Source organism: Shewanella electrica (assembly GCF_022321485.1).
GTDB classification, from domain to species: Bacteria; Pseudomonadota; Gammaproteobacteria; order Enterobacterales; family Shewanellaceae; genus Shewanella; species Shewanella electrica.
In genome coordinates, this window is record NZ_JAKOGG010000001.1 from 112,288 (window position 1) to 126,141 (window position 13,854).

Annotated in this window: 6 protein-coding genes; 5 read left to right on the top strand and 1 reads right to left on the bottom strand. The window is 51.9% G+C overall.

The window, feature by feature from the left end; translation table 11 throughout:
• Positions 1-110: 110 nt before the first annotated feature.
• The 5 genes from L9G74_RS00420 to L9G74_RS00440 all read left to right on the top strand — a co-directional run bounded on the left by L9G74_RS00420 (position 111) and on the right by L9G74_RS00440 (position 12,685).
• On the top strand, positions 111-1,616 hold the full coding sequence (locus L9G74_RS00420; protein ID WP_238894212.1) for a hypothetical protein: 1,506 nt from the start codon (positions 111-113) through the stop codon (positions 1,614-1,616).
• Positions 1,606-2,535: a DUF58 domain-containing protein gene (locus L9G74_RS00425; protein WP_238894214.1), complete on the top strand. Its 930-nt coding sequence runs from the start codon at positions 1,606-1,608 to the stop codon at positions 2,533-2,535. Before L9G74_RS00420 ends, L9G74_RS00425 begins: the two co-directional genes overlap by 11 nt.
• 100 nt (positions 2,536-2,635) lie before the next feature.
• Positions 2,636-4,342 (top strand): hypothetical protein, encoded by a 1,707-nt coding sequence (locus L9G74_RS00430; RefSeq protein ID WP_238894216.1) that lies wholly within the window; start codon positions 2,636-2,638, stop codon positions 4,340-4,342.
• Positions 4,343-4,352: 10 nt separating this feature from the next.
• The gene (locus L9G74_RS00435; protein WP_238894217.1) at positions 4,353-6,845 is read left to right on the top strand and encodes a VWA domain-containing protein; all 2,493 of its coding nucleotides are present in this window, start codon (positions 4,353-4,355) and stop codon (positions 6,843-6,845) included.
• Positions 6,842-12,685, top strand: a complete 5,844-nt coding sequence (locus L9G74_RS00440; RefSeq protein ID WP_238894219.1) for a tetratricopeptide repeat protein — start codon at positions 6,842-6,844, stop codon at positions 12,683-12,685. The genes L9G74_RS00435 and L9G74_RS00440 overlap by 4 nt, the downstream gene beginning before the upstream one ends.
• A gap of 438 nt (positions 12,686-13,123) precedes the next feature.
• On the opposite strand, the gene L9G74_RS00445 is transcribed toward L9G74_RS00440, so the two are convergent.
• Entirely contained in the window at positions 13,124-13,807 is a 684-nt protein-coding gene (locus L9G74_RS00445; protein ID WP_238894220.1) for a response regulator transcription factor, read from the bottom strand.
• Positions 13,808-13,854: the final 47 nt, after the last annotated feature.

Here is a 13,854-nt window from a genome sequence, read left to right on the forward strand (position 1 = left end):
CCTGACCTCATTCCAGCACAACTTTTTATGACTGCAAGGTTGGTGCAAGTTTACTGTAGTGAAATAGTTAACATTCGAGAATCACTTATACATCAACGGTAGCCGCATTCATGAGCGACAATATAAAAAAGGACCTGATAGAACAGCTGGATACGCTGGTTCTGCGGGGAAATGCCAGTCTTAAAGCGGCGGCTAAAGCGGATGCCCTTGTCGACCTTTGGCTGCGCTGGGTTCCATGGTTGCCTGTTGTGCCTGTGTTAATTTTTTGCTTTTCTTGGTGGTTGCCATGGTCAGTATCCATCAGTTTATTAGTACTTGCCCCTATTTTGCTGCTGCTCTGTGGCTATTGCGTAAAGTTAAGTAACAATCGTTTTACGCGCCAGCAAGCTTTATTGCAATTTGGCCGAGTGTTACATGATAAAGACCGCTTAACCAGTGCGGATGAGTTTTTAGCTCATGACGCCACATCTCCCTTTAATCAACTTGCCGTTGAAGATGCCCGCAACACGGTAGCACAAGCATTGGCATTGCCGCAGGCGGCGCTGACTCAACAGCAACCTCTGCCGCCGGTGCGTCGTTGGCCGTTTCTGTTGGCGACCGTAAGCTTGAGTGTGCTGGTGGCTTGGTTTTCACTCTATAACAGCGTGGTGGCACCGGTGGCTGTGGCTGACACAACATCGTTGCCAGTATCAACGGTAAATGCGCCAGCGAACCTAGCACCAACACTGGCGCAGCCGCGAGAGAAAAATGCCACCAAGACAGTAACGCCTGCGCCGAAGCCACCTGAATCAGCGGCGGATGCCACGCCATCGGCCAGCGACACGGCGCAAAATAGCCCAAGCGCCGCGGGTAAAGCTTCTGACAGCAGTGGCAACAGCAGTGCCGCATCTGCTCAATCAGCCGCTGCCACCCCTGCACCAGCTCAGTCATCTGCTAGCAGCGCTAGCAGTGACAGCGCGCAAACGGGAGCAATGGGTAATAAGGCTGCTGCCAGCAAGGCACAGAATGGCGCCGATGCAGCCAAAGCATCAGAACCGCTGACCGCTGCCGAGCAAACACCTAATTCGGCGAGCGATGATAGCGATAGTGCTTCAGATCCACAAAACAATGCTAATCAGCCCGGCAGTAGCGAAGCGCAAGGCAATAAAAACGCCAACACGCCTAAAGGCGCGCAAAACGCTGGCAGCGAAAAGAATGGTGGTTCGCAAAACCAGCAGGGTAATAATTCGAAAAACGGCGATAAAAATGGCAACCAAGGCCAATCGCAAGGTAACGGCGGTAAAGGACAACGTGGTAATAAGAGCCATGGGGCCAATGAAGCGTTGAAGAAAACCCGTGGTGTGGCTGAGTTGTTGCTGGCGGTGCCGATGGTGGACCAACTTATTGGTACGCCAAATGCTGGGCGAGAAAAGATGATTCAGCAATCCTATAACGGCCAAACGCCCGAGGCGACGTCAGCGGTTAACAGCGCAACACCGATGACCGCGAAACCCTATGAAGCGGCCGGTGACACAGTATTAACACCACAAGAGCAGCAACTATTACAGCAGCTTTACCAGCGTGTACCAGAGCAGCCATCGTCAACCACTAAGCAGAGAGAACAGCATGGCAACTAATTCGCAGCAGATTATGGACCCGAATTTGCTTTTTGACCCTGAGCTGCTGAGTCGCATTGAGCATTTAGCCTTGATGGTGAGTAATGTGCAGTCGGGCGGCCGCTTGGCCGAACAGCGCACCCGTGCTCGTGGACAAGGGATGGAGTTTGCCGACTTTAAACCTTACGTTGCTGGGGATGACTTACGCGCCATCGACTGGAATAGCTATCGTCGCTTGGGCAAGGTGTTTGTGCGCTTGTTCGAAGAGCAACAGGCGATGCCGGTGTATTTTCTGGTGGACCTCTCCGCCAGCATGTTCAATGAAACGCCGTCGCCACGTATTCATGCCGCATTGCGCAGTGTGATGGCATTGGCTGCCATCGTGTTGGCGCAATATGATTCGGTTTCGGTGTTTGCCCTTGGCAAACAAGCGGCCCAGATCCAAAAAAGTCTCACCGGTCGCGGTAGTTTGCCGCGCATGGCGCAACAACTGAGCGCAGTGCAATCGATTGATGATGCCAACTTAGCCTCGGCACTGCAGCAATTCGCCGGTATGCCAATGCGGCGTGGACTGGTAGTGGTGCTGTCTGACTTTTTTAGTCCAGAAGGGCTGCCAGCCATTAGCGACGCGCTTGATACCTTGCCGCATGCCAAGCTGTTGGTGCAGCTCACCCAACCTTGGGATCAACAACCGCAGTTGCACCCGCAGGTCAACAGCAGCGGCGCCGATGTGCGCTTTCAAGATTGTGAAACCCTCTCGGTGACGGATGTGGTGTTGTCTCCTAAAGTGCTGAAGGCCTATCAAGAAGTTTATCAAGCATTTAATGATGAACTGACGCACTACGCTCAATCTCGGCAAGCGGGATTGATACCGCTTGATTGCCAGTCAGATATTGTCGAGCAGTTGAGTGATTGGTTTGCACAAGGGGTGAATCTGTGAGTGCCGAAGTCAATCCTGTTGAGGGTTTGTTGAACCAAGCCGCCGCTTCAGTGAAGTTAGCGGCGGTTGTGCTGTGTTGTTTCAGTTCCGGAGCGTTTGTATGTCGATGTTAACTATGCCACTTTGGCTTTTCCTTTCCGGCATCGCCGCGCTGGCTGTCATCGTGACGGTTGCACAACTGCTGCGCCATCGTTATCGCCCAGTGTTATTGGCGACCAACCAGTTTTGGGCCATGGCGTTACAAAAAGCGCCGGCAAGACAGCTATTTGCCAAATTTCGGCATTTCTTTGCTTGGTTGTTGGTGTTTTTACTGCTGGCACTGATGTGGTTAGTGGTGGCAGAGCCTCATGTTGAAAGCAACAACAGCCAACGTAGCCAACTTTTCTACCTTGATGCCTCCGCCGTGATGCAGGAGCAAGGGCGCTTTGAACAAGCGAAACAAGCGCTGATCCAGCAGCTCAATCAGACCCCTAGCGGTGCGCGACGGGTGTTACTTGCCAGTGCTAATTCTGCGGGTATCGCAACCATTTTGGCACCGAACGAACCCATCGCGCTGCTGGAAAAACGTCTGGATAACCTAACATTTACCCCGCAACCCTCAACGCTACCCACATGGGTGGCGTCCAAGGTGGCGGCGCTGAGTGCCAATGATGCTGCGCAGCCGCTCGACATCCATCTGTTTGGTGGTCCGGCGTTGCCAGCGCTGACATCTGTACCTGCGTCGGTGGCGGCTAAGCTGACAATTACCCAGCAAGCGGCTTACCAAATTGCGCAGGCTAACGTCGGCATCGTGGCGTTATCTCAGCAGAGCGCTGCCTCCGGTAACGCAGATCTGCGTGATGTCTATTTCCGTCTGGCGAGTAATCAACCGCTGACCTCTACGCCGAGTTTGCAAGTGACATCGGATGCCGCGCCAACGGTCGCACTGGCGCCACAAGCATTAGGCGAAAATCAATTTGTGTTGCGTGATATGGCCGCCAATGACCAAACGCTGACCATTGAACTGACGCAGCCAGATGCATTGATGGCCGATAATCGCGCCAGTATTCAGTTGGCGCAACAGCCGCTGGTTAAGGTGAGCGTGGCGGCATCCGTGCCAGAGCGCTTACAACGCATGCTGCAACTCAACAGTGGTTTGCAGTTATTGACCGCAGATGCCGCATCGGACAGCGCCGATGTACTGGTGCAGCCGCTGTCAGCGGCAAGCGCTAACGACCGCACACCTAGCTTGCGTTTGAGCACCGATAACAACCTTGTGGTGCACTATCTGGCACAGCAAGATGATCCGCAACAACTCGAAGCATTGCTGGCCTCGGTCAGTAACGGTGTGGCCGTGCAGTTGCAAGCTGCCGAACAACGTGCCGTGCAACTGCCTGACTCTTGGTTTGACGCGACTGAGAGCAACCAACGTATGTTGCCGGTGGTGGTATCGCGTTTGCTGAGTTGGTTGGCCGATGTGGCTTGTGCTGATGTTGAACCGCAATTGTCACAAGCGGGCTTTGGCGAGTGTGCCTTTACCCAAGTTCAATCACCTACCGCGTTGCTGGCTCGGCAGATTGCTGCCGCTAATACTCCAGCAATGGGGCTGCTTGACAGTGCAACCACACTACAACTAGCCACGGGCGCATCAACAGATGGTGCCAGTGAGCAGAACTTGGTCGGTCAAGCGCCAGCGGCTGAAACGCCTGCGGTAGCAACCGATGTCTGGTCATGGGCGAGCCATTATTTGACCACGATTTTGCTGCTGTTCATTCTCACATTGCTGACAGTTGAATGGTTGGCACTGCGTCGTAATCTGATCCCATAAGGAATCAATAATGTCGTTTAGTTTTCTGTCTCCTTGGTGGGCCGTGTTACTGCTGTTGTTGCCCCTCTTTTGGTTTCGGCGTAATCAGTTACGCAATCGTTGGTTGCCGCTGCTGCGCAGCAGTGTGGCTGCGTTGTTGGTGGTGGGGTTGATGCAACCTGTGTGGATCACACAGCAAGCGGAAGCTACCCAAGTAGTGATTGTGGATTTGAGTTATAGCGTTGGTGCACAAGGTGCGGTTCGCGCTAAGTCATTGCTTCAACAAGTGCAGCAACAGCATGCCTCTGCTGCTGTGATTGTGGTGTCTAGTCAAGCGGATGTGTTGGCCGATACGGCGGCATTTAACGCTGGCACCACCCAGCAGGTGGGCGATGTTAGTCAGGCGCTGCTGCAAGCGGAACAGTTGATCCCTTATGGTGCCAGTGGCGCTATCACCTTGATCTCTGATGGCATGGCGACCACACCGGCTTGGCAACAAGCGGTGGCTCGGCTGACTGCCAGAAACATCCCGCTGTCAATATTGGCGCTCAAGGCGCAACAAGCGCAGCCGCTGATTGCCGATGTTGCCGCCCAGCCTTGGTATAAAGGCCAGCAGTTTACTGCGGAGGTGACCATTGCTGGCACTCGCAGCGACAACGAGGGGAACGATCTTAAGTTGGTACTGCGTCAGCAGGGCAGAGATCTGGCGCAGCGCGAGGGGTTGAGTCGGCAGTCACAGCAACTGAGCATCAGTGCGGAACTGGCGGACAGTGACGCTCAGAGCGTTGACTTGCTGCTGCTTGACGGTGATAACGTTATCAGCCAAAAACGCTTAACTGTGGCCAATCAGCCAGCCATTCCGGTGTTATATATCAGCCAGCAGCCGCAACAGCAGTTAGCCACCTTGCTTGGCACGGGCTTTGAAGTGACAGCGACTACGCCTGAGGCGTTGGAGCAAGTGGCCGATTTGTCTCAATTTGCTGTGTTGGTGATGGATGATGTCGCCAGTGAACAACTGCCGATTGCGCAGCAGCAACGCATCTTGACCGCCGTAAACCAACAAGGTGTTGGGATGTTTTATGCGGGCGGCCAACAGGCATTTGCTAAAAAAGAGCTGAGTTCACCGTTGCAGCAAAGTCTGCCGTTGTTGGCTGATCCGCAACAACAACTGAAAGATCCAAGCGTGGCATTGGCGGTAATTATCGACTCATCGGGCTCGATGGAAGGCAAACCTGTGTCTCTGGCGAAGAAAATTGCTCGCCTAGCGGTGCGCAAACTGCAACCTACCGACCAGATCGGTATTGTGGAATTTTACGGTAATAAACAGTGGGCGGTGCCGATGCAGCCGGTGGCTAAGTCGGATGAAATTGAACGTGCGATTGGTCGTATCCAAGCGTCAGGTTCCACCGTGCTTTACCCCGCAATTGAAGAAGCATATTACGGCTTAAAGCAGACCAAAACCCGCTTTAAACACATGCTGGTGATCAGTGACGCCGCAGTTGAAGAGGAAAACTATCAACAGTTGCTGCGTGCCATCTCACAAGACGGTATTAACGTGTCAACCTTCCTCGTTGGTGGCGGCAATTCAGGCCAAGATAAAATGCAGGAACTGGCTAATTGGGGGCAGGGACGTTTTTATCTGATCGAGGACGATTTCAGCTTAGTCGAGTTGGATTTCCATCAGCCTAAGCCGCAGCCGCAAGCGAATCAGCAATCAGGCCAATTTAGCGTACGTGATCTTGTGGCTGAGCGCGCTGCGTTCCCTGACACCACCGGCTACAGCAAAACGGCATTGCAATCGGAAGCACAGTTACTGCTGTCGCTGACCAATGCCGCCAACGCGCAGCCGATCCCGTTCTACGCCACTTGGCCGGTGGGACGCGGTGAAATTGCGGCGTTGAGCAATGCGCTGTTCGCTCCAACCATGCAGCAATGGCAACAGTGGGACGGCTACGGTGCGTGGTTGGCCGGGGAAATTACCCGTATTGCCCATCGTCCTGCTGCGTTTTCTAGCAAGGTGATGCGCGATGGTGATCAAGTGACACTTTGGCTTAAACGCAACGCTGCAACCGCGCTCGATGCACCGCAATTGACGCTGGTCGCGCTAGGCGCCTCAAACCAACATTTACCTCAGCCAGTAGTTGCTGAACGCATCGCGCTGGATTGGTATCGCGCCCAGTTTAATTATCCGCACGATAGCGATCTGTTACTGAACGTTGTTGATGGTGAACAACATTGGGGACTGACCGATATCGCCGCATCTGACACGTTACCAGAAGCGGAAATTCCGTTGTCGCAACAGATGCCATTGGCCTACATCGCCCAAGTTACCGGTGGCGCTATGCTCGCCGCCGATGCCGATTTTGATGCGTTACCTAAGCCAGCTCCGCAGGACGGCAACTGGGATGCCATCGCCTTGGCACGTTGGTTTGTCTTGCTCGCATTATCTCTTTATCTGTTTGAAGTTATTTTAAGACGTTGGCCATTGGTAGTGCGTCAGCCTGGTGTGAGGAAGTCTCTATGAAGTATGCCTGTTTACCGCTAAGCATCGGTTTATTGTTGGGTTCGATAACGCCTATGACTGGCTTTGCTGAACCTCAACCCGCCGCTGCGCAAGTGTTAGTGCAAGGTCAAACCGTTGCTAATGCTTACAACAAGTGGCGCGAAGGGGATATTGAAGCCGCCAGCGCACTGGCGCAAGATGCGTTAAAACAACCATCGTTTGATGGTTATCTGCTGCAAGCCCGTTTGCAGAACGTGGCCGGGAATACCGTGGACGCCATTGCCAGCTACCAGCGTGCGTTATCGCTTGCGAGTAATGCGACCCAAGCCAACCTGATTCATTTTGAATTACTGCCGTTGAACGGCTTGGGAAAACAGGCTGACTGGACTGCTCAACTAACGTTAGCACAGCGTAAACGTGTGGCGATTGTGCAGGCGATGCGTGGCGATTTTACCAGCGCTGATAAGCTGTTTGGCGCGCCGCAGGGTTTCCGTGAACTCGTCAGACTGGCTGATTGGGCGTTAAACAGCGACGATACCGCCCGCGCCATTAAGCTTGCATGGCAAGCCTTCAATAGTACGCAAGATGCGACCCAGCAGCGCTATGCGTTGGCACTGTGGCAAGAAGGCATTCGTCAGCAAGGGGATATTGCCGCCGCACTCGCGCAACTGGACAAACAAGCTGATTCTGCCGTGTTGGCCCAAGCGCGGCTGAACTTATTGCTTGCCAGTGGTGACTTGGCCAAAGCGCTCGCTTACGTGGAGCAAAGTCGCCATCCTGAGATTAAAGAACAACGGCAAATGGTACTGACAATGCAGGGCGATTATGCGGCCTTGGGTCAGTACTATCTGCAACAGTGGCAGAAAGATCCGCAAGATCTGGGTGCGCTTAAAGCTTTAGCCGTGGTTTATTTGAGTGAAGGACAACAAGCACAAGCGGAACAGCTCTATCGAGATTTCTTTGCCCGCTTTAATGGTCAACTCAGCTTGTTAGTGCCTGCTGCCAATAGCATGCAAAAACTTGGCTTAGGCAGCTTAGCGATCTCTTTACTGGAAGCCACCAAGGTAAAAACCGCTGAACAAGTGGATAAAACGCTGGCATTGGTGGATTTGTTGTTGGCTGAAGGACAAACCGAAGTGGTGTTGAGCCAGTTGCAGCAACTCAGCAACAGTTTGCCTGCTAAAGACATGCGCAACGTGCAGATTGTTGATGCCTATGAACGCGCATCCATGCCTAAACTGGCCCAGCAAGTGCTCACACGCTTAGCGCAAGCTAACCCCAATATTGGTTACGATCAGCAGTTGCATCTGGCCCGTTTAGCCGCCAGCAATGGTCAAACGGCTACCGCGTTAACTGATTATATTCAGTTATGGCGTGATACACGCTTGCCAGCGCGTCGTGCATTTTTGGAAAACCAGATCGTTAGATTGGCAACCACCAGTAACAGCATTGATAAACTGAAAAAACAGTTAGAAGCCGAGTTTAAACAGGGCAAAGGCAGTACCTCCGGCATTGATCTGCTGGTGGCATTGCACATGGTTAATCAAGACGCCAGTGGTGCAGAAGAGGTGTTGACGCGCTTAGCGCCGCAAATTGGGCTGGATAAGATTCAGATTTTACAGCAACAGGTCAAACTGTATTCACGCATCAATGATACGTCCAGACTATTAGACGCATATCAACAACTTGCTGATCTTGACAAAGAAAATGCTGAAAGCCATCTGCGTAACTTTGCCATCACTACGTTGAACAATATGTCTGCTCAAGCGGATAGAGCGGAACGTACCGCCACCGCTAATGCCTTACTGGCAAAATTTGCCAAGGCAATGGCGCCGCAACAGACTGACATCGACAGTGAGTTTAAGGCCGGTATTTATACCATGGCAAACCTGCCACAAGAGGCCATTAACGCTTATCGCGCCAATCTTGCGACTCACACCAAACAGACTGACGACTGGTTGCTGTTAAGCGACCTGATGATGAAGAGCGGTCAAGTGTTTGAAACCATGTACATGCTGCAGGACGTCGCGCTACGGACGACCGATGACAAAGAGTTTGCTATCGCCATCGATGGTTTGCTCAACGTCTATTCTGGTGCATTTAACCAGATTGGTAAGCAGACTTACCGCATCAAAGAACTCACCAACATGCTGAGTTGGATGCAGCGGCAGTTGTTTGCACGCTATATGTTATCTGGTGATACGGCGTTGTTGACGCTCATGGTTGATGTTGCTGAGCAGCGCGAAGATATGTCGATGCAAGCACGCGTTATCCAAAACGTCATTCCAGACTCGGAAGAGCAGCTCCCTTATCTGCTGCGCCAACTGGTGACCCTGTATGGCGGCGGTGCGGTCGCTGGCGGGCAAGGGAAAACCGATAATCTGCAAAAACTGCGATTTGGCCGCCGATTGTTGGCATTGCAACGTGCCTATCCACCAGATTTTTACGCGGATTTAGCGAAAACCCTGCTACAGCAAGGTGATGAAGCTGGCGCTGAACAAGCGTTTGCGATGATCAACGACAACACCGGGTTGACCAACGTGGCTGAAATTAAGGCTCGCGCTTTTGATCAGCAAGGCTACACCAACCAAGCGCGCATCAACTTTACCCAAGCGTTGCTGTACGACACCCATAATATGTCACTGGCTGTCAACAGCGGTGTGTTATTGGAGCAAGCGGGCAAAGTCGAACGTGCGCAACAGATTTACCTTAATGCCGTGTCAGGCTTATTAACGCAAATACCCTTGGTCAGTAACGATCTCTATTACTCCAGCGTACTTGATTACAGCCGTTACTATAGTGGCTTAAGCGAAGGCTTGCTGATCACTTGGCCGCAGGACAAAGACGGTTCGGCAGCACATTTTGAACAGCTGATGCAGTTGCTCAATCACAGCGTGGCGCAAACCCAAAAGGCGTTCAAAGCGAATAACAGCGATGATGCTACCGCTACCCAAGTGGTGGCCGTGAGCAGCTTGTTGGTGCGCGTGGCGCAGCAACAGCATCGACGCGATTGGTTTGAGCAGATCCGTAAAACCATCGCGCCGTTAGCCACACAAGGTAGCCATATTGCCAAGCTGGAACAGACCTTTGCGGCCCAATCCGGCTGGGGTGACAGTGTTGCCAATAACAGTGACTGGGTTTACGGCTTGTTGTCGCAACGCGCCAAGTTGACTAATGACAGCCGTTTAAGTTTTACGTTGGCAGTAGCGCAGCGTGATTTAGACACCATTCGCCGTACGGCTCAACAAGCTGTTACTGCAGAAAAACAACGACAGCAGCAACTGGCGGAGCAGGGATATACTAGCGAAAGCAACGACAACCTTAGCCGCGTCATTAGCTCAACGCTCAAACAGCTCAGCGCCAAAGAGTTCCGTGAAACAGTACTGGCTGAATTAACTAAAATGTCTGGTGTTGAGCGGGTATACGTTGAGTTAATTTGTACCCATCCAGAGCTGTTTACTTTGCTGGAACAGCAAGCGGGTCAAACGCTATTGACTAACAGTCAACTCACGGCGTTGTTGCAGCAACCTAACGCTGACATGATGTTTTTCTCGCCAATGTCGCAAACTAACATGCAACAATTTATTGCTGCACGGTTAACCACGGATGAGCAGATTGACCTCTACGCTAAGTTTGTCAATAGCATGCAGATTTCTGGTCAAGTGCTGCGTATGCAACCGCAACTGTTTGGTAGCTTGCTACGTCAAACGCAGAGCAAGTCGCAGCAGCAAAAATTTAAGGCGCTGTTCCAACAGGAACTGAGCATCAGCAGTAAAAACAACGCGCGTAATGTCAGTGATTACGTCCGTGACGTGCTATTGCTCGACTTACCCGCAGAGCAACAGCCGTTGTTGTATGAATTGGCTGGTGCCATTACACAACAGTTCAGCTCGATTACTCAGTTGGTGCCATTTTTACAAGCCTATTATCGCGGCGATAAAACCACGGCCTACAGTGATTTGATGCAGTTATACGCACAAACTAACGCGGTAGCTGCTGGTATGGATTACACGCGTGATGTCATTGCCCAGTATCTGGCAGAGCCTGAAAAGCAATCGATCGCGGAGTTTTTAGCGAAAGATAGCGCCAGTGATGCCGATGTTGACGCTTTCTATCAGCGCTTCGCCCTTGGCCGCCGCTTTGCCACAGAAACCGCTGAACTTAATCAAGTGATTAATCACTATCAGAAACTGGTGCAGCTGCGACCTAATAATGAGATCTACTTATACGGCCTCATCGATGTTTTGCTACGACGTAATGATACCTCCACCGTCATCAGCCTGTTGCAGTCGTATGTGCAGGCAAAAAATTACCCAGTGAATGACGCCGCTCTGCTGTTTTACATGCTGAAGAGTGAGCAACAAGAAGCCGCTGCCAATCAAGTGCAAGCGAGCGTGAGCGCTAACAATGGGCCACAGCTGGATGATGTCACCTTCTTTAGCGATCTTTATAAAAAGGCGATGAACGATCGTTACGGTAACTATGAGCCTAACGTGATGTCTGCCTTAAAAAGCCAGGCGGCGAAATTCTTGCTGCTGAAACAGCAAGACGAGCAATGGCAAGAGCTGATTAAAGGCGCGCAACAACAGGCGCAAAGTAGCGGCCGCGAAAACTTGAGCCGTCTGCAACCATTAGTGACGGCCTATCAGGCGAATGATCCAAAATGGAGTGGACAGTTGCGCGCATTGTGGCGTTTTAGCTTGGTGTCAGGTAAAGAACTGAGCCGCTACAGCATGCTGAACAACCGCTATAACCTATCGAGCCAAGGTGTGTTGACCTCTGAATATAAGACATACTTACAGAACGAAAGCACATCAACTGCAGCGTTTGCCTTGCCGCAGCTGTTTGCTACCGCCAAGGGCGAGCAAGAGTTAGCCCAGTACCTGTACGCGCTGCCAGAGGCCGAGCGACAAATGCAACAGCCGCTGTACGATATTTTAGCGCAAGGTATTAGCAAAGCTGGCCAAGCGGCGGACACGCTACAACAGTTACAGCAACAGCTGATGGATGGCGACATTGCTAACCATCAATTGCAGCTACTGTTGACCTTGGCACAGCAGCAAGATGTGACCTTGAACGACACGGCGCGTCAGCAGTTGCTCGCCCGCATTCAATCGTCGCCGCTACTGGCGGATGTACCCACCTATTTGGCCTTGGTACAGTTTGCCCGTGCGCAAGACTACACCAGTGCCGAGCAACTGCTGCAACTGGTATCTTGGCAGTTGTTAGCGGCGAGTGATGCGGAACAGCAGAGCTTAATGTCCGACGGTACGTCTGTGGGGATCAACACGCTGGTGCAGCAGTTGGCAACGTGGAGTGATGTTAAACGTCGTGATCGGGTATTCACTGAGCTAATGACTCGCGTGTTTAACACCCAATCCGATGTCAATGAGCCAGCAAACGTGCGCGCGTTTATTAGCCGTATGACCTTGTTGATGCCAAACTATGATGCCGCCGCGCTGGCGCAATTGACGATCAATCCGCAAGATGTTGCCCACAATAGCGATGCGGGTTTAGCGGCCATCAGTCAAGCATTAGCGCAAGCTGATATCAGCGCGGCTCAAACCCAACTGCAACATTGGTTAGATGATTTAGCGGCCACCAACACCTTTGGTGGTGACCAACTCAACGCATTACTGCCTTTGTATGGACGGCTGTACGGTAAGCAAAACGCACGCAAGCTCGAGGCATGGCCCGGCATTGATGATCTGCTACGTGCTACCGGAGATATCACCTGGTGGTCTACGCCACAATGGCAGCAATATCTTGCCAGTGAAGCCAAACAGCGCTTAGCTGAAGACCAAGGTGGCGAGCAGTATCGCAAAGTGCTTGAACGATTGACTAGCTTGTCCACCAACTAACCGTTGTTACATGGTGTTGAGGGCCTTATCGGTGTCAGAGTCACACTGGTAAGGCCCTTTTTGTTATCATGTTCTGCCAGCAGCAATAACGACACGGCACATCACCTGCCACGTCTAAATCTCGTTCTGTCCACTGTAAGAACAACCAGCAAAGATAAACCGCCCCTAAGTTGGCGAGGTTACTCAAGCGATTGTCTTGACCGTGTATCTTGTTGGCGTTGCAGTCAGCGTTGACGTGCGATGTAAAACGTCTATCTAGCGCTAATGTAGCAACAGGGCAGCGCAACACAGACAATGCCGCACGGTTGCATAGGAGCTAGCGAACCACGCGTTTAACGTGGCGCTATGCTTGTCTCAAGCGTCATGTTGTGAGCAGGCGGAAGGAAATGGATAAAGCTTAACTGCCGCCACTTTGCGTGGCGCGTCATTGGCATAGTGTTAATCTTCGTTATCTTGTTCGACTAGACTGTAGCCCATACCGCGTATGGTTTTTATGCGGATATTGGTCGTCTTTTCTGCCAAATTCTTACGCAGACGTGAGATCTGCGACTCTAACGAGTTAGAGGTCACAAACTTATCGTAGCCGTATACTCGCGCTTCCAATGTCTCTCTGGTCACCAGCGTGCCGGGACGGGCGATGAGTGTCTCTAATACCAACGCTTCAGTGCGACGCAACAGTAATGGCTCTTTATTGAGGGTGAACGTGCGAGTGGTAGGGTTGTATTCCAACGCGCCAAATTGCTTGGAGTGGCTGGTTACTTCTAGCGGCAGGCGCAAGCTATTGCGGATACGTGCCAGTAACTCACGTGGTTCAAACGGCTTAGCAATGTAATCCAGTGCGCCTAACTCTAAGCCTTCGATTTTATCGTAGCTCTCGGCTAATGCGGTAAGCAAAATAAACCGTTGTGGTTTTTGCTGGGCTTTAGCAAAGCTGAGCATCGAGATGCCATCACCATCAGGCAAAAGACGGTCAACAATCACTAAGTCAAACTCGTTTTCTAGAATGGCGACTTTAGCGATGGCTAAGGTGGGGGCAACATCAACCACGAACTCATGACGTTCGAGAAATGCGACTAGCGCTTCGGCAATGCCTTCTTCATCTTCAATCAATAACAGGCGCATTTTTCATCTCATCATCAGCATAATATAAGCATGAGTCTATGACGCAA